The organism is Snodgrassella sp. B3837 (genome assembly GCF_026535955.1).
GTDB classification, from domain to species: domain Bacteria; phylum Pseudomonadota; class Gammaproteobacteria; order Burkholderiales; family Neisseriaceae; genus Snodgrassella; species Snodgrassella alvi_E.
Genome location: NZ_JAFNPI010000011.1, coordinates 144,323 through 164,756 on the forward strand (window position 1 = coordinate 144,323; position 20,434 = coordinate 164,756).

Below are 20,434 nucleotides of genomic sequence, written 5' to 3' on the forward strand. Positions count from 1 at the left end.
AATTAAGCTAATTTTATGGAACTGCTTACTTATTTTTTAATAGGTGCTGTAGCAGGCTTCGCTGCTGGACTGTTTGGCGTTGGTGGTGGTTTGATTGTTGTACCTATTCTGTATATCGTCTTTATGCATGCAGGTTATGGTGAAGCGGTCACGATGCATTTGGCGCTGGGTACCTCTTTAGCAACTATCATGGTTACTTCCATTAGTTCCATGCTGGCGCATAACAAAAATCACGCAGTAATCTGGCCAGTTGTTGGGCGTTTAACACCTGGTCTTATATTGGGTTCGTTTGGCGGTGCAGCCATCGCAGATGCATTATCAGGAGAAAAACTTCAACTGGTTATTGGTATTTTTACCCTTATAGTTGGTATCAATATGTTTCGCACCGCCTGCAGTCAACAAAATTTACAGCAAACTCAGTTGGTTAATTCTCGCTGGTACTGGTTGGCTGGTGTAATCATCGGTATTGCGTCAGCTTTGTTTGGTATTGGCGGGGGCAGTCTAACTGTACCTTATCTAAATCGAAGTGGACTAGCTATGCAGCAAGCTGTAGGTACTTCTGCCGCATGTGGTCTGCCAATTGCGCTTGCTGGTGCCATAGGCTTTATGTTTTTTGGTGCCCATGAACAAATTCATATTGAACATACCATAGGATATGTTCATATTTATGCGTTTATTGGTATCAGTTTCATGAGTTTTATCACAGCCAGACAGGGTGCTAAAGTGGCGCATTATCTTTCACCTAGAAAGCTGAAAAAATGTTTTGCTTGTCTGCTGCTCTTCATGAGCATGTATTTTTTAAGCAAAGCTGTATTGTTATAACTGATAAACGAGGTAAAAAATGGCTTTAAACGTGCAGATCTTACCCGTAACACCATTTCAACAGAATGCTGCATTATTATGGGATGATGTTAGCAAAGAAGCCGTATTAACAGATGTAGGTGGTGAAGCTGAACGCTTACTGGAGGCAGTAGAAACACATCAGCTGAACTTAAAAGCTATTTGGTTAACACATGGGCACCTTGACCATGCAAGCGGCGTAGAAGAATTAACTACCTTGCAGCCGGTACCCGTTTTGGGCCCGCATCAAGCTGACAATTACTGGTTGCAGGCGTTGCCAGAAGTGACTGCCAGTTATGGTTTTCCCATTAGTCAACCATTTATACCAACACGCTGGTTAAATGAAGGAGAAGCATTAAAAGTAGGTGAGCATACTTTTATCGTTTTTCATATACCGGGCCACACTCCGGGCCATGTTGTATTTTACAGTCAGGCTAATAAATTGCTGATAGCAGGTGATGTGTTATTCCGAGAATCTATCGGCCGTACAGATTTCCCTGGTAGTAATCATTCTGATCTAATCCGCGGTATTCAGGAAAAATTATTATCTTTGCCAGATGATACCCGCGTATTACCAGGCCATGGCCCCATGACTACCATAGGTCACGAAAAGCAGCATAATCCATTTTTGCATTAATCTAACCAGCAGCCGTATTTTTTAATGAACTAATAATATAGACAAAGTTTTTCGCGAATAATATATAGAAGTTCAGGTGAAAAAGCATATCTATATGATATTAAATTGCTGCCGAATGAACTTTTTATCAGAATAAATCTTAGTTATGCTTAAACGCCTGTTACTTTTTTATTCCATGGTGCGACCTTCAACAACAGCAACATTCCCGGAATAGCCAGAAAAAAGCATAACCAGAAAAAGTTCACATAACCTAGCCAGTTAATCAAATATCCAGTAGTAGCATTAATCAATGTTCTAGGCACAGCTGCCAGACTAGTAAACAGTGCTAGTTGAGTAGCAGTATAAGCAGGATTAGTTTCTTTGGCCATGTAGGCCACAAATGCTGCCGTACCCAAACCAACACCAATAGCTTCAAATCCTATAACCAAAGCCAAAGTAAAAAGCTCTTTAGAACCAATATGGATAAAAGGCCCCTGACTGGCCAGCCAGGCAAATCCTAGGATAGAAAAAACCTGAACTAGACCGAATAACCATAGTGCCCGATTTATACCCAGCTTAATCATCCATATACCGCCAAGAATTCCGGCGATAATTGTTGGCCATAAGCCAGCATTTTTGGCTATCAGACCAATATCCATCTTACTAAAACCCATATCCATATAAAATGGTGTGGCCAGAGCGGTAGCCATACTGTCGCCAAGCTTGTACAAAAAGATAAAAAACAGTACCAGTAAAGCACTTTTAACACCCTTTCGTGCAAAAAATTCTTTAAAAGGCTCAACTACAGTTTCTTTAAAAGTTTTGGGTACAGTTATGGGTAAAGTGGGTTCGTGAGCTAAAAATAAAGTCATAAATATACCCGGCAACATAAATAACGCAGTAATAGCAAATACTGTCGGCCAAGGATAGATATCGGCCAGAATAAGAGATACAGAGCCGGGTACAAGAGCCGCAATACGATAAGCATTTACATGGATTGCATTGCCCAGTCCTAGTTCACTATCAGGTAATATTTCTCGCCGGAATGCATCCAATACAATATCCTGACTGGCCGCAAAAAAAGCCACAAACAGAGATAAAATTTTAATGAGATTCATATTTTGCTGAGGACTGAGCAGCATATAACCGAGAATAGACAACAATAAAGCTGACTGTGTGACAAACATCCATCCACGCCGTCTTCCTAACCATGGAAATTGCATAGCATCCATTAGAGGGGACCATAAAAATTTCCATGTGAATGGCAGACCAATAATAGAAAACAATCCTATAGTCTTTAAATCCACACCTTCATTACGCAGCCAGGCAGGAACAAGATTTATCAGAAAGTACAGTGGCAAACCTGAACTGAAACCTGTAAACACACAAATCAGCATATGCTGACTAAAAATTCGCTGCCAGATAGATGGAGGCGATTGATGAGCGTTCTGAGTCATACAGCAATAATCCAACAGCAAATTACATATGTCTAAGAGAATGCATAAATCCGAATTATTTATGCAGAAGTATAAGTTTACCTAGCCAGCAAGCTGACAATTAAACGCTATTGTACGCCAGATTTAAACAAGACAAAGGTTGCAGTAAAAGCTTAATTTAGCTGTAAGCCAACATTATTCATGTATAAAAAAATTCATGAAATTAGGCAACACAAGATCATTCAGAGGGAGAGTCTGAAGTAGCAAGAAGTAGCTCATCTTCATCTTCCTCTCCTTTTTGATAATATTCAGGCAAATTTTTACTGCTTTGTATCCCCAGCTGACGCAGCTTTTGCGCTCTGTTCACTAGGTTACCACGCCCGTTAACCAATTGCCCCATGGCTTTCTGAAATTGTCCTTGAGCCTGATCCAGATTTTTTCCAACACCTTCGAGAGTGTTCACAAAGCCAACAAATTTGTCATACAACTTACCGCCTTCTTTTGCAATAGTCAGCGCATTCTGATTTTGCTGTTCACTACGCCAGATATGAGCAATAGTACGTAATGTTGCCAGTAAAGTGCTGGGCCCAACCAGCATAATCCGCTTTTGGAAACAATCATCGAATAATTGATTATCCTGTTGTAGCGCGAGTAGATATGCCGGCTCAACCGGAATAAACATAAACACAAAATCGAGTGTATTTAGCCCATCAATTTCATCATAACATTTAGACGAGAGTTCCTTAATATGATGGCGCACAGACTGAATATGTGCAGCTAGCGCTTTCTCCGCACTGGCTGCATCTGTTGCCTGAGTATAACGGACGTAAGCTGTCAGTGAAGTTTTAGCATCAATAACAATCTGTTTATTCTCAGGTAAATTTACCAACACATCCGGCTGCAAACGACGCTGACGACCAAACTCATCAATAATCGTATTAGACGCCTGTAGAACGTACTCACGTCCTTTTTGAAGACCAGAATTTTCTAATACCTTTTCCAGAATCATCTCGCCCCAGTTACCCTGATTTTTATTCTGAGTACCAGCTAAGGCATCGGTAAGCGCTTTAGCATCACAATGCAATTGAGCATTGAGCTGCTGCAGATGTTTTAGTTCATTTTCCAGCGTTGTACGTTCTTTTGCCTCTTTTTCATAAGTATGCTGAACCAGTTGACTAAATCCCTGCATACGCTCATGTAAAGGATTCAGCAACTGACTAAGACTAGCCTGATTCTGCTCACTAAAACGTTTACTTTTTTCTTCCAGAATATCATTAGCTAATGACTTAAATTGAATGCTGAGACTATTACGCGCTTCGTTTAATAAAGCCAGCTTCTCCTCAAAGGCTTCGCGTTCAAGCTTAAGTTGCGTGTTAAGACGACTGTTTTCAATTTGTATATGATTTAATTTTTCCGCAGCATTTATATACTTTTGTTCACGAATATGCCAGTCCTCAGAACGCAGTTGCCAGTCCTGTAACTGCTGTTCTGCTGCAGCCAGATCGATGGTGGCAGACCGCAGTTGTTCACATTCTGATTGAAATGCTTCCTGAGCAGTAGTTAACTGGACATTTACTGCTTCTGCAGCACTCAAGCGTTTGTATACAACTTGTAATTCTTGACGACACCGAATCAATTCTTCATCATTGATCTGTTTATTTTGCTTAAGATAATTAACTTCTGTCTGTACACGAATCAACTCATTCAAGGCTTCTGATAACTGCTTCTTTACGGACTGATGTTCTTGTAATGATTTGTGTCGATATGTTAAATATATAATTATTGCAACAATGAGGATGGAAACAATCCAAATAAAAGTAAAAACAGTCTTCATAATAAAATAAACCGTGAAATCGATTTAACGAAGGTAACAGAATGGGATCATGGCAGTAACTATACAAGAATTAATAAATAGAATTATATTTAAAAAATATAAATTAAATTGATTTATAAATTATCTTTTTAAGATTTTAGCTATAACAATTTTTAAGATGGGCAAAATCATGAGCCTGAGCATCTTTATGTGAACAACTGACTACCATATCAGAACTGATAGGCCATGAAATGGCTAGTTCAGGATCATTCCAGCGAAGATTACGCTCACATTCTTTAAAATAAAAATCAGTTGTTTTATAAAGAAACTGAGTATCATCCTCAAGAGCTAAAAATCCATGTGCAAAACCTGCAGGAATCCAAAACTGTCGATGGTTGACAGCCGATAGTTCTACTCCATACCACTGCCCAAATGTTATAGAATCTGGTCGAATGTCAACAGCTACATCCCAAGCCCTGCCTTGGACTACACGAACTAATTTTCCTTGTTCGTGTGGTGAAATTTGATAATGTAGACCCCTAATAATACCTTTATGGGACAAAGAATGATTGTCTTGAACAAATTCAGGACTATGTAGATGACGTTTATTTAAAGCTTCTTCAAACAGTTGTTGATTAAAGCTTTCCATAAACCAGCCTCGTTCGTCCTCGAAAACGTGAGGCTCAATTATTAATAAATCTTTGATAGGAGTGTCAATTATATTCATAATCAATTATTTATGATATTCGTTGTATAATTTTAATAAGTATTGTCCATAGCTGGTTTTATTTAAAAATTTCCCACGCTCATATAGTTGTTCAATTGTTATCCATTTGTTATTGAATGAAATTTCTTCTAAACATGCAATTTTTAAACCCTGCCGTTTTTCAATAGTCTGTACAAATTGGCTGGCATCTATCAAAGAATCATGTGTACCTGTATCTAACCATGCAAAACCTCTTCCTAACAATTGAACATTTAATTGTTGTTGACTTAAATAAAGATTATTTATATCTGTAATCTCAAATTCGGATCTTGCTGAAGGACGTATAGTTTTAGCCATTTCAACAACCTGATTATCGTAAAAATATAATCCGGTAACAGCATAATTGGATTTAGGATGGGAAGGCTTTTCTTCGATTGAAAGTACTTTGCCATTTGCCCCAAATTCTACAACACCAAATCTCTCAGGATCGTTAACATAATAACCAAATATAGTAGCGCCTATAGTCTGATTACAAGCAATTTGTAATTGTTGTCCAAAGCTTTGCCCGTAAAATATATTATCTCCTAATACTAAAGCTACGTTTTCTTCTCCGATGAATTCTTCTCCCAAAATAAATGCTTGGGCTAAACCATCTGGAGATGGCTGTATTTTATATTCAATTTTAATCCCAATAGAGCTACCATCATGAAAAAGTTTCTGAAAATTTGGTAAATCCTCTGGAGTAGAAATAATAAGTATTTCATTAATTCCAGCCATCATCAAAATAGATAACGGATAGTAAATCATAGGTTTATCGTAAATCGGTAATAGCTGTTTTGAAGTTCCTAATGTAATAGGATACAGCCGCGTACCAGATCCTCCAGCAAGAATAATACCTTTCCGTTTCATGATTTTCTTTCTGGCAAGTCTTAAGCTAATGTAAAAGGGGAATATTATAACCTAAATGTAAATTTTTCAGATTGATTTTAACTAAGTATATTAATTTCGCATGTGCATTAAAAATTGTTTTATAGCGAATTATTTTGTCAAATTAATAAAAAGCAAACCTTATTAAAATTATTTAGGTTGTTAACTAAATTTCAACTTAAAAGTAGTATATAGTCAATAAATACTGTTTTATATATATACTTCAAATATTATTATATTGTTTTTTTATCCAATTTTTATATTCGCCAGTCTGTATGTTTTTTACCCATACTGGATTTTCAATATACCATTTAACAGTTTTGGTTAAACCTGAGGTAAAACTTTCTTTTGGTACCCAGCCTAGTTCATTCTTAATCTTACTAGCATCTATTGCATAACGAATGTCATGTCCAGGCCTGTCTTGAACATATGTAATGAGATCTCTATATTTATTAATTCCAATGGGTTTTTTTGGAGCTAATTTTTCAAGTAGATCACATATTTGGTTAACAACATCGATGTTTTTTTGTTCGTTGTGCCCACCAATATTGTAGCTCTCACCGGTTTTACCTTTTGTCAAAACGGTATAAAGTGCTCTTACATGATCATCAACATACAACCAATCTCTTATCTGCTCACCATTACCGTATATTGGTAATAATTTGCCGGATAAAGCATTCAAGATACTAAGCGGTATAAGTTTTTCTGGAAAATGATAAGGACCATAATTATTAGAGCAATTTGTAAGTATAATGGGCAGACCATACGTGCGGTACCATGCTCGAACAAGGTGGTCTGAACTGGCTTTACTGGCTGAATATGGTGAGCTAGGTGCATAAGGTGTCATTTCTGTAAAAAAAAGACTACTATCTTTGAGATCTCCGAATACTTCGTCAGTAGATATATGATGAAAACGAAAAGATAGCCGTTTTTCTTTACTTAATTTTTGCCAATATATACGAGAAGATTCTAGTAAATGGAATGTTCCTATTATATTGGTCTGAATAAAATTTGAAGCCCCATTAATTGATCTATCGACATGTGTTTCTGCCGCCAGATTCATTACTGCATCAGGTTGAAAATTATCAAAAATTTTGGCTAGGGCATAGGAGTCAATAATATCTGCTTGATAAAAATGATATCTTGGATTTCGTGCTATTGACGATAAAGATTCTAAATTTCCAGCATAGGTTAATTTATCTAAGTTCAAAACCTGATGATTTGTATGTTCGATCAAAAATCTGATTAGGGCGGAACCTATAAAACCAGCTCCGCCTGTAACTAATATATTCATTTCATTCCTACAACATTTATTTCAGAAAATCAAAAATAATTAATTATTTTGAAATGGATCTCGTAAAAGGGATAACGTTTTATATATACGTATTATAAAATTTTGCACATGAGAATGCACTCTATAAATGATGTGTGTTATAGAGATCTTAAATTTTGGGTATATTTTCACCATCAATTTGGTTAAAGTATAATTAAAAGGAAGTATTAAAGTTTTTGAGGCTACTGGATGGTTAAAAAGCGGATTATTCTTGCTATGCCAAAGCATAATGATATTTTTGCTGAAATAATAAAAAATTTGGAATATTATCAATTTGATGTTACATTTGTAGATAGCAACCCTAAATATATTAAAAATTTTAGATATAAAAATGTTTTAGATAGAATATTTCATTTAGTACGTAAAATCTTTTTTAGGGATTATTCATATAAACATTTGCTTAAAGAAAAATTGTTAGTCGATAATACAAAAATGTATTTATCGTCTAAACAATATGATTATGCTTTAATCATAAGACCTGATACTTATCCTTTAAAATTGTTGCAACTCATTAAAACAAGGGTTACTAAATCAATGATAGGATATCAGTGGGATGGTTTAACCCGGTTTCCAGCAGTTTTGGCAACTATTGATTTATTTGATAGTTTTTATGTATTTGATTCTAACGATATCCAAAACAATGATTTTAAGAAATTCCATTTGAGTGGAATAACAAATTTTTATTTTGATGTTAACAAACCTGCACCTATTAGTCATACCGGAAAAATTGCTTATTTTGTTGGGTCACATATAGATGAACGGATAAGTGCAATTGATAGTTGTGCATTTGAATTAAATAAAAATAATATTCAATTAAAATTCATAATTCCAACAGACGATCCTTGGAAAATTTCTAAATATAAACAAAAAAATCTTATTACTTTTGGAGCTAAAAATAAATTAAGCTTTCATGAAAATATATCTAATATTAATTATTCAGATATTTTAGTTGATATAGTTAATCCCATACATCATGGTTTATCATTCAGGGTTTTTGAAGCAATATATTATCAAAAAAAATTGATTACAACTAATCCATTCGTTCAATATTATGATTTTTTTCATCCAAATAATATAATGATTTGGGAAAAACAAAATTACAATTTTTTATCAGAATTTCTTGCTAAACCGATGGTTGTAATTGATTCTGACATCATACAAAAATATAGTTTTGGCAATTGGATAAAGAATATTTTAAACCTAGATTCATATCAAAAAATTACCTTACCACAATAAAACTAAATATTATTAAAATAGAGTATATTAAAAAAATTAACATACTCTATTTATACTAATGATATAACAAATTTATTCAGATACTCTTAATGGAGATGATTAATATCTATAAAACAAGTATGAGGATACTGTTCTAATAACGAATTTTCATAAACAGCTTTATTTTTAAAATAATTATTTGCAAATAATTTTACTTTTTTCTTTAATATAGAACCTAGTATTCCAATATGAAGACGATCTGTTTCAATGGTCTCAAAATTCGACAAATAGCCAGCTAAACTTAACGAAACATGTTTAGCTAGATGTTTATTAGACCATAGACTTCCATTCCAAGATAAAGAAATATCCATATTGTTTCTTGGTAAATCGAATAGATTTGCTGATTCTCCATCAGTTCTAAAGCAGTATGCGGTGCCTATTCCTTTTTGTTCAAAATTTGAAAAATAGTATTTCGGGAAATAAAAAGCCATATCATCAGATAAATATACATTATCCATATTAGCTTGGCTAGAAATACAGTTATTAAAGGAATAATTTTCTCTACAAAGAATCTTTAAATTTCCAAAAGTTTCATTCAATAAATTAGGATACCCTAAAACTGTATGTGGAAGAACAATACAGGAATTATTCTTGACAGATTTTAAAATCTCTTTATACATTTCATCGTATTTTCCTTCAACTAAATTACCACCACCAGCAAATAATATGGTTTGATTTTTGAGTAGTGATGTATCATTTATTATTTCATAATTAAGATTTAAAGAATCAAATAATAAATAAGTAGAATGAGCTATCAATGCATCACCAGAATTGCCAGGATTACTCCAATAATAAAATTTTTTATCTAAAAACAACGTCAATAAATTAATTATATTAATTTTTTTTATTTTTTCTTCCATTTTCTTATTGTATCCCTAATTTTTGCTGCAATTGTTTTCAGAGGAAATGATTTTCTTCTTAAATACCACACATTGCCTTGAATATCATTTATTTTATGATTTAATTCATTAATTTTATTTGTTAATTCAGTATTTTTTTTATCCATTTCGTTTAAAAGTAAATGTAAAATACCATAATTTGCTGAATTATCAGATAAAGCCTTTCTAACAATTGAGTTTCTATATTCTATCTGATATTTATGATGCAGGTTTGCCCCCGCGCAGACTGAATTACCATATATATTATTAGAAGAAGCCCTTAAATGATAAAAAGCCAATTGTTCATTTATAGAATGTATTTCACCTATTCTAAATAATCTTAGATTGTAATCCCAGTCCCCTAGCACTGGAAGCTGATCATTGAATTTTCCGATTTGCTTTGCCGCATTCATGCGAATTAACAGACAAATTGGTGGTGTAATATTTTGTCTTAACAAGTACCCTATATCTATAGTTTGTCGCCAATGAGACCAATCTTCTGTACGTAACTGTTTAACGGTGTCTACATTTATTTCTTCATATATAACTAAACATTTTGTTACAACAGCGACTGCATTTTGGTTGGAATTTAAATGATTTACTGTTTCTTGTAAAAAATTATAATGCCAAGAATCATCATCATCATGTACGACCATGAATTCTTCAGTGGCAATATCAAAACCGCAATTTGATGCAGCTTCCATTCCTAAAGAAGTAGAATTATGAATTACTGTTATTTTGTCTTTTAAATAAGGTAAATTAATCTCCACCAACTCATTTACTTCTTTAGCATCACCACCATCATTGATTAAATATAAATGCCAATTAGAATACGATTGTTGAATTACACTTTCAAGAGCCCTAGTTAACAATAAGGGCCTATTTTTGGTCCTCATTATAATAGCAACTGAACCATCCCTTTTCAGATTGTCAACAGTATTGTTTTCAAAATAGTTTATTGGATATAATTGTTGATTTGCTGATTTTAACATAATTAGTTTTCAATAAAATTTTTAATTAACTTAGGATATTCATTAAAATATTGGAGGGCAAATTGATATACTTGCGGTTTAATTTTTTTACGATTTTCTTTCCAATACTGAATTGTACCACATTGCCATCCTCCCGGTCCCCCAAATGAAAATCGGACTTGTTTTAGATTCTGAGGTAATTGTTGGTTTATTAAACATTGCATTATTTGATGATCAAAAAGTGCAGAATGTTTAATTCTTCCCAAATATGTTTGTTCATATCTAAGAGGAGAAATACAAACTTGAAAAATTGCTGCTTTTGCAACTTCGGTATTGATATAATTTTTTTGCAAACCATAAACGGATTTATTTTTTTTCCATTTTTCAATTGTACTTAACACACCTTTCTGAAAAATAGAAATTTTTTTGAGATATTGTTCAATATAAATACTTTTTTTATCATCCTTTAAACAAGGATAAATATCTTTCTCATCTTTCTTATAACCTATGGTAGTTTCATGATCTGCTGAATGCAAGTTTTCTAAAATATTTACACAATTTTGATATAATTTTTTTTCGGATATAGAAGAAAAAATATTAAAAAAAGCAGCTTTCATTGGACCATTTTTATAAAGTCTTCCTGAAGCAGTTTGTCCAAATAACCCATAATAGAATCCATATATTTTACTTTCGATACCCATATGTGAACGAAATTTACTCAATGCCAATTGAATTGAGCCACTCCAACCTAAATCTATTATCGCTATTTTTTTATTTACTTCAAATAACCCTTCTTGTTTGAAATATTCTATTGATTCTGTATATTCTTCTTCAAATTTTTTTAACAAAATAGAAGTTAATTCTTTTTGTATAAATATTTTTAATTTGTCAATTTTTTTAAAATCAAAAGCATTTTTGATTGAACCAAATTTCTGAACAAAATTAGTATTTAAGATATCTTGCGCATCGATTCCTAAACGATTAAAATATGTTATATAAGTATCGGTATGTTGTAAAGATTCATTCACTATTGAAGTCAAAGAGTCACTTGAAAGTTTTCCATTTTGTTTAAGTTCTATATAATATGTAGGAAAGCGTAAGACTTTTCTTGAAAGATAGAGATAACTGGAAGTTGTATTACATTCTTTATCTAAATCTAGTAATTGCCATACTTTCTGAATTAATTGTGCATCTCTTGCACAAAAATAAATGTGGTTGATTTCATTTTTTTTAATATGTTTTTTTAACCATGAAGTATAACTATATAAAATTAAAGCTCCAAGTGTTTCCCCTAAACCATTCCAGAATGAATCTTCATTAAACTCTTTCAAAGAGTAGATACCATTAGTTAAATGATACACCTTATTCATTAATGAAAAAGGGACTACTTCTTGACAAAGCTGTGCACCTAATCTTCTTTGTCCTAAAAATCGCTTATAATGATAAGTATTTATATGAAATTTTCTAGGTTGTATAACATCTGCAACTTTATTATCGCCTATATGCAATATTTTATAGCCTGTATTGTTTTCTAAAACATATTTCCAAATTCTTCCACTATGTTTTGATGATAATAAGTCAGATGAGACATATAATTCGTCATATAAGTTTAAATGATTCTTTTCAAGAAGAGTTTCAATAAATTGTTTAGATAAATAAATATCAGAAACAAATATAATTTTTTTACCAAGCTTTTTTAATTCTAAAATTAGTTTTTTATTATCTTCTATACTGATATTGCTATCTATTTCGGCTATTAGCTCTAGTTTTTTTGCTTTATTTAGTAAATTTTTATCATATTTATTTGTATCAAAAAGATAGTCATAAATCTCATCTAATGTCACTTCGTCTCTATTTTTCTGCCGATGTAAAATATCTCGTATTTGTGCTTCTGCTAGGAGTCTATTTCTAGCAAAATCTTTTAAATTACTATTATTCACTTGGAGCTGATTTTCTACGTAAGCGAATAAGTCAATAGGACATTCAAATAATCGAGTTAAAAGCGTATCAAAAATATCAAAAGATATTACTTCAAAGTCATTAGATTTTTCTAAAACATTATTAATATATGTTTGATCAATGTTTTGTAAGTTCTGCGCATAGTATTGTTGCGCAGAGGTAAGAATAGATTGAAAGTCGGTTGAATTCATAATGCGTCGCACCAAAAACCTAATAATCATGATAACAATATTTCACAATTTTTGCTTACTTATTACTTTGCGTCAGAAAAATTGCTGGTTGTAAAATTTATTTAAATCAATTTTTTAGTATAACTTTTTACGAGCAAATTGTACATAAAAAATCATATAAAACAAAAAATTTATAGGTATTTGTTATATTTTAATAGTTTACCTTATTAAGTTTATGAGTAAAGGATTTGTTCAATCCAGTTTTTGAAACTATATTTCTGGAATATTTCAGCTTTTATTGGTTTAAAAGGTTCTTTTAGAAAATCTTTTATATCATTATGTGTTTTATTTTCCCATATAAATATATTTTCTGGGCGATAGAAATCATAATTTCTTACATATATATTTGTTGTAATTAATTTTTTTTGATAATAAAGAGCTTCAAAATGACGAAAAGAAAGACCATGATGTCCTCCAACAACAAAGTCGACCAGTATATCTGATGCATTCACATTTTTTAAATTTTCAAAATAATTAATACGGTTTTCTTTGCCAAAAATGATATGCTTAGATTGATAGCAATTAATATCTTTTCTTTTACTTGTAGGGATAATAAATTTTGTTTTAATTCCATTGGCGGTAAGATTTGTTATGCATTGCTCAATTGCTTGTACGCGACAAGTTTGATGATCTCCAATATAATAAGCCTGCATCACATCATTTTTTATATTTTGGGGCGTAAGCATATCAAAATAAAAATTTGTAGTCTTATGTAGATGGTATTTTTTATATTCTTTATTCATTATATCTGTATGATCGAATATATAGAACTTATCAAATAAATGTATAAGATTTATTACCGGAAATCTTTTAAGTCCATCCCATTGATATCCTATAAATTTAATTTTGGTTTGCTGTTTTAACATTTCTAAAACACTTTTAGGGTATAAATCTGGTCGGATAACAATAGTGTAATCATATTGTTTGTTTCCAATTAGTAATTCTGCTTTATTTAAACATTGTTTCGCTTTTAATTTTTCTTTGTAATTATTGTTACGTAAGGCATGCTTAATAAAAAAATTGGATATTCGGTCTTTGATGCTTGTATATTCAAAATCTAATATGCTATCCACACGAAATACTTCATACCCATGAAATTGCAAATTTTTTGCAATTAAGTCTACGATACCATTACTTGGTGGCATGGCTAATAAAATAGTTTTATTTCTCATGAAACAAATTCAAACTAGAGTTTTTGGCAATTTGAAACTAATTATTTTAAGTGTTGTGTTTTTTTTAATCAATCTTGCGAGATTATTTGGTATTAAATTTTATTTAGAAAGTTTTAATTGATTACTAGACATTGTTTATTTTCTACGAATAAATATGTTTGTTTGTAATTAAATTTATTATTATCTAATATAGATGTTCTCATAATTTTAATATTAACTAATCAATATTTTTATTATCAATAAATATGAATCTTTTTAAACTTTCCATGCAAGATTTTCTTGTTTTGGTAGAATATACTTAGTTATGATTGATGTGATGATTTAGGCTAGATAGGATAATTAGCTTGGATAATTGCTTGCGGTGTTTAATATTTTAAAAGTTTTTGTATTTGAAAGATTTTGATTAATACAATGTATTAATGATCTATATTAAACTTATATAACATTTATGTTTTGATTGTTCTAGGTAACGAATGAAAAAAAGTAAAGAAACCAATGCCTATTCACCGAAGAATCTGTATAAGAGGTTGTTCCCCTATATGCGGGGACTTGTAAAGTATTTCTTTATCTCTGTGCTGGCTATGGTTGTGGTAGGGGTAACAGGGCCTCTGTTTGCTTATTTGTTGAAACCAATCATCGATAATGGATTCGTCGAAAAAAACATGGAAGCCATGAAATGGGTTCCATTTGAAATTGTCGGTTTATTTATTTTTCGTGGTATTGCTAATTATATTAATGAATACACTAGTGCATATATTTCGAATCAGATGGTTCAGGTAATTCAGCGGGATTTGTTTGCCAAAATGATGATGCTTCCAATCGGCTACTATCAGGAAAATAGCCGTGGGCGTATGATGTCACGGATTACGAATGACGCCAAAGGGATTACTGCAGCCGGTTTTGATGTGATTACTGTGTTTGCTAAAGACGGTGTTACCGTTCTTGGTTTATTAATCTGGTTGTTTTATCTTGATTGGCAACTTACGTTAATTACTTTTGTGACCATTCCTTTGATTGCATGGTGTGTAAGGATTATTAATAAACGCATCCGTCGATTGGTTACACGAAGTCAGAATGATCTTGGTCAGGTGATGCAGATTTTGTCTGAATCCATTGATGGTACTCGAGTGGTACGTATCTATGGCGGTCAAAATTATGAACAGAATCGTTTGGAAAAGACTAATAAAGCATTACGAAGCCTTGCAGTAAGACGCCAGTCTTATACTTCTATAGGCAGTGCTGTGACGCAATTATTAATTGCAACTTCTTTATCGATTATTTTGTATGTTGCTGCTAAAAGAGCCAGTCATGCAGGATTTACTGCCGGTGATTTTATGTCTTTTCTATCAGCTATGCTGATGATGTTTGATCCATTGAAGCGAATTACTAATATGTCTAGTGTGTTGCAGACAGGTTTGATGGCTGCAGATAGTGTTTTCCATTTTCTGGACGAGCCTGAAGAAAAAAATCTTGGGGTAAAACAGCTTGTTTCACCGATAGGTGATATAACTTTTAATAATGTAACGTTACGTTACGGTGAAGCAAATAAAAATGCGATTGACCATTTGAGTTTGACGATTAAACAGGGCAGTGTTGTTGCGTTAGTAGGAGAGTCAGGCTGCGGTAAAACCTCTACAGTTAATCTGATTCCAAGGTTTTATGATGTGACTAGTGGGCACTTAAGTATTGGTGGAATTGATGTAAAAGATTTTGAATTAAAAAGTCTCCGCTCTCAGATGGCGCTAGTTAGTCAGGATGTTGTTTTGTTTAATGATACTATAGCCAATAATATTACTTATGGCTGCCCTGAGGCTACAGAGGCTGATATTATTCAGGCTGCAAAGGCCGCTAATGCTTGGTCTTTTATTAGTAATATGCCTGAAGGTTTACAAACTCAAGTAGGTGATCAAGGGATGAAACTTTCTGGTGGTCAGAGACAGAGACTGGCCATTGCGCGTGCACTGTTGAAAGATGCGCCTATTTTAATTCTGGATGAGGCCACTAGTGCACTGGATACAGAATCTGAAAGGTTGGTTCAATCAGCTCTGGAAACTCTGATGAAAAATCGGACTACAATTGTTATTGCTCATAGGCTTTCAACTATTGAAACTGCTGACAATATTGTGGTGATGCATCAGGGTAGAATTGTTGAGCAAGGTAAACATAAGGATTTGTTAGCCAGAAACGGTCGTTATGCAGTGCTACACCGTATGCAGTTTGGTGAAAACAGAAGTTCAGCTGATGTTAACATTTAGCTATTGTAAATAATTGATTTTCATGTTTTATTTTGATAATGCTTATTTTTTCAAATGTTGTTTATTGAATTTTTAATGATAAAACTGTACTGATTTTTTGATAATAGTTCGTATATACAAAATACAAGATACGGTTTTTAAAAGATTTACGTATCTGTATTTTGTATCTCAATCCTTTCATTTTCAATTAAGCATGTAAGGTTTTAGCCTAGCTATATTGGGCAGTAGCTTCAATGTTATATAACTGATATTTCTTTGTAAGGTGAATCGTCCAGAATATTTTTTATCCAATTGGCAAAACTGTATTTCGATATGATATCAGGATGAATGCTGATTAATGGTCTGACTAAAAAATCACTTAATTGCTGCAAGTCTTTTTCTTCTGTCCAGATAAAAATGTTATCAGGATGGTAAAAATCATAATTCTTTATATATGAATTATTAGTAATTAATTTTTTCCTATAGTACAAGGCTTCAAATACTCTAAATGATAAGCCATTGTGTATCGGGTTAACAATATCTATAAGTATGTCAGCCTTATTAACGTGCTTTAAATTGTCTTCAAAAGAAATATTTTGAGCAATTAAACATATGTTTTGTTCTGTATATTGGACTGCTTTGCTTGCTTCGGACGGGCGCAATTTGATATTGAAATCTAAATTCACGCCATTTTCTATTAGTGCTTTTGCACAGGTTTGGAGGGCTTTTGTTCTGTTGTCAACATGTAAGCCTACGAAGTAAGCAATGAGCCCTTTATGGGGTACTGGTTGTGGATGGTACATGTCAAAATAAAAATTACTCATCCCTTTCAAATGAAATTGGCTATATTCCGGATTATTTACATCTAAAGGATCAAATACAAAAAAACGATCGAACAAATTTATTGTTGGAATGGTTTTGGGAAAGCGTTTGATACCATTCCACTGATAGCCAATAAATTTCTTTTTTGTATGGCTTTTCAGAAGCTCTAATGTTGCGATGGAAAACAGATCCGGACGTATAACCAGTGTATAGTCATAATTATGATTTCCTAGTGTATTCTGGATTTTGTCATATAGCTCCTGGTGATAAATTTGTTCTTTCAGTACAGCTTTATAGGTGAAGTCGAACAAAAATATTTTTCGGATAGTATTAATGATATGCGTTTTCAGACTGGGATAATGAAAATTAGCTTCAATCTTTTTTTTCAGTGTTTCTGAAGTACTGTCAATAAAGATAACTTTGTAATTATGATATTCTAGATGAGTTTTGATGGCAGAGGCGAAGTCGCTATAGCTCGACATAGCTAGAATAATAGTTTGTTGCGGCATTGTTAAATTACTTTTGGAGAGTTGTGGTTTTAAATTGTTGTGAATCTGATAGGGGTTATTGGTTAAGTTAGATTCGTATTTTAGCAGTATATGTTGGTTTCAGTGGTTTTAAGAGAAACAATATCTGTGAATTGTTTTGTGGTTTTTGGTTATAATTTATGAATAAATTATGATTTAGTTGGTATGGTGTTGAATAAATGCTCAAAACCTTTTTAATAAATCTGGATAGACGTTCAGATAGGTTAATTTTCGTTAAACGGCAATTGGGGAATTTGGGGATTGATTTCGAACGAATCAGTGCTGTTGATGGTAATTGTTTAACGGATGAGCAGAAAGTATTTTTAAATCAGCCGAGATTTGCCTTAGAGTGTAAACGTAAGGCTGTTAACGGAGAGTTTGGCTGTGCTTTATCTCATCGAGCCGTCTGGCAGCGGATGGTAGATGAGAGTATTCCTTTTGCTTTAGTGCTGGAAGATGATGTTCAGTTGAGCTCTGAGCTGGTTTCTTTAATTGCTGAAGAAAAAAATTATCATTCATTTGATTTTTTGAATCTGACTTTGAAGCGCCCATATTATGATATTGATGCTGTGGAAATTAAAAAATCACTTTCCCAAAAACAACTTATTCGTCCAGCATTTTGGCAAGTGATAAAGCGTAAAGCTTGGCGGATGATGGAGGTCAAGGCAATTGTTAAGTGGAAAATTTATCGTTTACATGCTTTGCATAATGGGATGATTGCCTGTGAATGTGATTTTGCTCCCTCTCTAGCTTGTTGTTATATTGTCTCTTTGCAAGGGGCAAAACAAATGCTTTTGGCCAGTGATAATCTTTTTTATCCGATCGATAAAGTTTGGCATTATTGTGGTGGTTTGTTAAAAGAGGGATTTCTGGCTGAACCATTGGCATTTCAGTCACTGGATTCTGATATTCCTCATCGAGTGCGCTTTAAATTGACATTTTGGCAAAAATTTATAAGATTTTTTGTGAAGGGGCGACATTGGCGACGCAGACTGGATGTAATACGCATGTATGGTTGGTCGCGGTTATAATTAATATCGTTCATGTTTGAGAATATTAATAATGGTTAAACTGGGTAGGGAGTATGCTTGGCGTGCGAAGAATCGTCGGGTTGTGGTACCGCTAGCTGAAGTGGTAACGGAGGAAATGAAAGCTTCTGCTGCTGATGGGGTGACAGTGGTGGCTTATCATACGGATGATGAGTTTTATACGCATGAAGCGAAACGGATGTGTGCTTCTGCTGAGCGTTTAAATATAAAAGTTAAAACTACAACGATTCCCAGTAAGGGGGGATGGGAAGCTAATACCTCTTTTAAGTCGAACTATTTGATGCATGAGCGCGATTTGGTGAGTGGTCCGATGTTGTATGTCGATGTGGATGCGGTTTTCCATGTTTCACCGTTGAAATATTTGGCTGGTCTGGATTGTGATATAGCTGTTTATTATGATTTGGGTGATGGTCATTTAGTTTCGGCTACTTTATTTTTTCAGGATACAGCTGCTGTCAGACATTTATTGGCTGAATGGAACCGTCAGTGTATTGCTCAGCCGACAATATGGGATCAAGAGGTATTACAATCTGTAATTGCGGCAGACCAAGCTTCTGCCCATCCTCGCTATAAAGTTGCTCATTTGCCAGTGGGCTTTTGCTGGATTTTTGATCGTGAGGATAATTTACTCGCCCCCAAACAACGGGTTTATATAGAGCAGTTGCAGGCCGCGCGGGTGGTTCATGAAAATCTGCGAACCAATGGAAAATTGTTTTCTATTCGAAAAAGTAAGGTACAGCGCCGGATGGATAGGATTCTTGAAATTGAGAATATTTTGTTCCCAAACCGACTTGATGGTTCATTGTAATAAATATCTGTAATGAAAGTAACAGATGATTTCTGCTTTAGTAATTAATCTGGAACATTCTGCCGAGCGACTGAGATTCCAGCGTCAGCAGCTGACTCATTTACAGATTCCCATGCGGCGTCTGGATGCGGTGAGTACGAAAGATATATTATCTGATCAGTATGAGCATCAGGCAAATGGTTGGGAGCGTAAATTACGTCCGGCAGAATTAGCCTGTTTTTTGAGCCATAAAGCAGCCTGGCAATTTGTTTTGGAAACTGGTCAGCCTTGGTTAATTCTTGAAGATGATGCGTTGCTTTCACATAAAACGGCTGAACTTTTGACAACTATATCTTCTCTGACTTGTGAGTTAGATTATGTGAATCTGGAAACTAGGCACCGGAGAAAGTGGCTGGATCGAAAAAGCTTGGCTTTGATTGCGGGTTATGAATTGCGACGTTTATATCAGGATCGAACAGGTGCTGCTGCTTATGTTTTATTTCCATCAGGAGCACGTAAGCTGTTAAACAGAGCGCAGTTTACGGCTCCGGCATTGGCTGACGCTTTTTTATGCCGGTCCTATGACTTAAATGGCTGGCAGGTTTATCCGGCTGCTGCCATTCAACTGGATCAATGTGCTAATTATGGTTTGAACCCTCCTGTTTCTTTTGTTTCAACGATAACACCTGAAAATAATGTTAAACCACAGGCTAACCATTTTTATCATTATTTATGTTTTAAATACCGTCGGCTGGCGGCGCAGTTACGTATGGGCTGTCGTCAGCTGTCTGTATCAAGATGTGCGCAACGACTAATGGTACCTATTATACAAAGTGATTTTGAAGAATAAGTTTGTGGG

At 33.6% G+C, this 20,434-nt stretch carries 17 protein-coding genes; 7 read left to right on the forward strand and 10 right to left on the reverse strand.

Annotation, left to right across the window (positions count from 1 at the left end; translation table 11 throughout):
• The first annotated feature begins 15 nt into the window (after positions 1–15).
• Complete coding sequence (locus J3U67_RS04710) at positions 16–822, forward strand: sulfite exporter TauE/SafE family protein (RefSeq protein WP_267404028.1); 807 nt, start codon at positions 16–18, stop codon at positions 820–822.
• A 19-nt stretch (positions 823–841) separates the two neighbouring features.
• Positions 842–1,477 (forward strand): MBL fold metallo-hydrolase, encoded by a 636-nt coding sequence (locus J3U67_RS04715; RefSeq protein ID WP_267404030.1) that lies wholly within the window; start codon positions 842–844, stop codon positions 1,475–1,477.
• A gap of 149 nt (positions 1,478–1,626) precedes the next feature.
• Here J3U67_RS04715 and J3U67_RS04720 read toward each other — a convergent pair whose 3' ends face one another.
• The 5 genes from J3U67_RS04720 to rfbB form a co-directional block, all read right to left on the reverse strand.
• Positions 1,627–2,913: an AmpG family muropeptide MFS transporter gene (locus J3U67_RS04720; RefSeq protein ID WP_267404032.1), complete on the reverse strand. Its 1,287-nt coding sequence runs from the start codon at positions 2,911–2,913 to the stop codon at positions 1,627–1,629.
• 217 nt (positions 2,914–3,130) lie between these two features.
• Entirely contained in the window at positions 3,131–4,600 is a 1,470-nt protein-coding gene (gene rmuC, locus J3U67_RS04725; RefSeq protein WP_267404034.1) for a DNA recombination protein RmuC, read from the reverse strand.
• A 262-nt stretch (positions 4,601–4,862) separates the two neighbouring features.
• On the reverse strand, positions 4,863–5,432 hold the full coding sequence (gene rfbC, locus J3U67_RS04730) for a dTDP-4-dehydrorhamnose 3,5-epimerase (protein WP_267404036.1): 570 nt from the start codon (positions 5,430–5,432) through the stop codon (positions 4,863–4,865).
• A gap of 6 nt (positions 5,433–5,438) precedes the next feature.
• Positions 5,439–6,320 (reverse strand): glucose-1-phosphate thymidylyltransferase RfbA, encoded by an 882-nt coding sequence (gene rfbA / locus J3U67_RS04735; protein WP_100151555.1) that lies wholly within the window; start codon positions 6,318–6,320, stop codon positions 5,439–5,441.
• 241 nt (positions 6,321–6,561) lie between these two features.
• A complete protein-coding gene (rfbB, locus tag J3U67_RS04740) occupies positions 6,562–7,632 on the reverse strand; it encodes a dTDP-glucose 4,6-dehydratase (protein ID WP_267404038.1) in 1,071 nt (356 codons plus the stop codon).
• A gap of 228 nt (positions 7,633–7,860) precedes the next feature.
• On the opposite strand from rfbB, the gene J3U67_RS04745 reads away from it, so the two are divergent.
• On the forward strand, positions 7,861–8,907 hold the full coding sequence (locus tag J3U67_RS04745) for a hypothetical protein (RefSeq protein ID WP_267404040.1): 1,047 nt from the start codon (positions 7,861–7,863) through the stop codon (positions 8,905–8,907).
• A gap of 86 nt (positions 8,908–8,993) precedes the next feature.
• On the opposite strand, the gene J3U67_RS04750 is transcribed toward J3U67_RS04745, so the two are convergent.
• From J3U67_RS04750 to J3U67_RS04765, 4 genes are all read right to left on the reverse strand, one after another.
• On the reverse strand, positions 8,994–9,806 hold the full coding sequence (locus J3U67_RS04750; protein WP_267390839.1) for a polysaccharide pyruvyl transferase family protein: 813 nt from the start codon (positions 9,804–9,806) through the stop codon (positions 8,994–8,996).
• Entirely contained in the window at positions 9,791–10,816 is a 1,026-nt protein-coding gene (locus J3U67_RS04755) for a glycosyltransferase (protein ID WP_267404042.1), read from the reverse strand. The genes J3U67_RS04750 and J3U67_RS04755 overlap by 16 nt, the downstream gene beginning before the upstream one ends.
• 2 nt (positions 10,817–10,818) lie before the next feature.
• Positions 10,819–12,945, reverse strand: coding sequence for an HAD-IA family hydrolase (locus J3U67_RS04760; protein ID WP_267404044.1), 2,127 nt, complete (start codon positions 12,943–12,945; stop codon positions 10,819–10,821).
• Positions 12,946–13,157: 212 nt separating this feature from the next.
• Complete coding sequence (locus J3U67_RS04765) at positions 13,158–14,156, reverse strand: hypothetical protein (RefSeq protein ID WP_267404046.1); 999 nt, start codon at positions 14,154–14,156, stop codon at positions 13,158–13,160.
• 473 nt (positions 14,157–14,629) lie between these two features.
• Here J3U67_RS04765 and msbA point away from each other — a divergent pair, with 473 nt between their 5' ends.
• Complete coding sequence (gene msbA, locus J3U67_RS04770) at positions 14,630–16,411, forward strand: lipid A export permease/ATP-binding protein MsbA (protein WP_267390835.1); 1,782 nt, start codon at positions 14,630–14,632, stop codon at positions 16,409–16,411.
• Positions 16,412–16,647: 236 nt separating this feature from the next.
• Here msbA and J3U67_RS04775 read toward each other — a convergent pair whose 3' ends face one another.
• Positions 16,648–17,721, reverse strand: coding sequence for a hypothetical protein (locus J3U67_RS04775; RefSeq protein ID WP_267390834.1), 1,074 nt, complete (start codon positions 17,719–17,721; stop codon positions 16,648–16,650).
• Positions 17,722–17,918: 197 nt separating this feature from the next.
• Between J3U67_RS04775 and J3U67_RS04780 the strand changes: the two genes are divergently transcribed.
• From J3U67_RS04780 to J3U67_RS04790, 3 genes are read left to right on the forward strand one after another with little or no spacing between them, the layout of a single operon-like run.
• Positions 17,919–18,770 carry a glycosyltransferase family 25 protein gene (locus J3U67_RS04780; RefSeq protein WP_267390833.1) on the forward strand — a complete coding sequence of 284 codons (852 nt, stop codon included), beginning with the start codon at positions 17,919–17,921 and terminating at the stop codon, positions 18,768–18,770.
• 31 nt (positions 18,771–18,801) lie between these two features.
• Positions 18,802–19,596: a putative nucleotide-diphospho-sugar transferase gene (locus tag J3U67_RS04785; protein ID WP_267390832.1), complete on the forward strand. Its 795-nt coding sequence runs from the start codon at positions 18,802–18,804 to the stop codon at positions 19,594–19,596.
• A gap of 25 nt (positions 19,597–19,621) precedes the next feature.
• On the forward strand, positions 19,622–20,425 hold the full coding sequence (locus J3U67_RS04790; protein WP_267390831.1) for a glycosyltransferase family 25 protein: 804 nt from the start codon (positions 19,622–19,624) through the stop codon (positions 20,423–20,425).
• Positions 20,426–20,434 lie beyond the last annotated feature (9 nt).

What these genes read in the sequence shown, in the direction of transcription:
- J3U67_RS04720 (WP_267404032.1), bottom strand. Translation starts at nt 2,913, where the DNA reads ATGACTCAGAACGCTCATCAATCGCCTCCATCTATCTGGCAGCGAATT.
- J3U67_RS04790 (WP_267390831.1), top strand. Translation starts at nt 19,622, where the DNA reads ATGATTTCTGCTTTAGTAATTAATCTGGAACATTCTGCCGAGCGACTG.
- msbA (WP_267390835.1), top strand. Translation starts at nt 14,630, where the DNA reads ATGAAAAAAAGTAAAGAAACCAATGCCTATTCACCGAAGAATCTGTAT.
- rfbA (WP_100151555.1), bottom strand. Translation starts at nt 6,320, where the DNA reads ATGAAACGGAAAGGTATTATTCTTGCTGGAGGATCTGGTACGCGGCTG.
- J3U67_RS04760 (WP_267404044.1), bottom strand. Translation starts at nt 12,945, where the DNA reads ATGAATTCAACCGACTTTCAATCTATTCTTACCTCTGCGCAACAATAC.
- J3U67_RS04785 (WP_267390832.1), top strand. Translation starts at nt 18,802, where the DNA reads ATGGTTAAACTGGGTAGGGAGTATGCTTGGCGTGCGAAGAATCGTCGG.
- J3U67_RS04710 (WP_267404028.1), top strand. Translation starts at nt 16, where the DNA reads ATGGAACTGCTTACTTATTTTTTAATAGGTGCTGTAGCAGGCTTCGCT.
- J3U67_RS04715 (WP_267404030.1), top strand. Translation starts at nt 842, where the DNA reads ATGGCTTTAAACGTGCAGATCTTACCCGTAACACCATTTCAACAGAAT.
- J3U67_RS04745 (WP_267404040.1), top strand. Translation starts at nt 7,861, where the DNA reads ATGGTTAAAAAGCGGATTATTCTTGCTATGCCAAAGCATAATGATATT.
- rfbC (WP_267404036.1), bottom strand. Translation starts at nt 5,432, where the DNA reads ATGAATATAATTGACACTCCTATCAAAGATTTATTAATAATTGAGCCT.
- J3U67_RS04775 (WP_267390834.1), bottom strand. Translation starts at nt 17,721, where the DNA reads ATGCCGCAACAAACTATTATTCTAGCTATGTCGAGCTATAGCGACTTC.
- J3U67_RS04780 (WP_267390833.1), top strand. Translation starts at nt 17,919, where the DNA reads ATGCTCAAAACCTTTTTAATAAATCTGGATAGACGTTCAGATAGGTTA.
- J3U67_RS04765 (WP_267404046.1), bottom strand. Translation starts at nt 14,156, where the DNA reads ATGAGAAATAAAACTATTTTATTAGCCATGCCACCAAGTAATGGTATC.
- J3U67_RS04755 (WP_267404042.1), bottom strand. Translation starts at nt 10,816, where the DNA reads ATGTTAAAATCAGCAAATCAACAATTATATCCAATAAACTATTTTGAA.
- rfbB (WP_267404038.1), bottom strand. Translation starts at nt 7,632, where the DNA reads ATGAATATATTAGTTACAGGCGGAGCTGGTTTTATAGGTTCCGCCCTA.
- J3U67_RS04750 (WP_267390839.1), bottom strand. Translation starts at nt 9,806, where the DNA reads ATGGAAGAAAAAATAAAAAAAATTAATATAATTAATTTATTGACGTTG.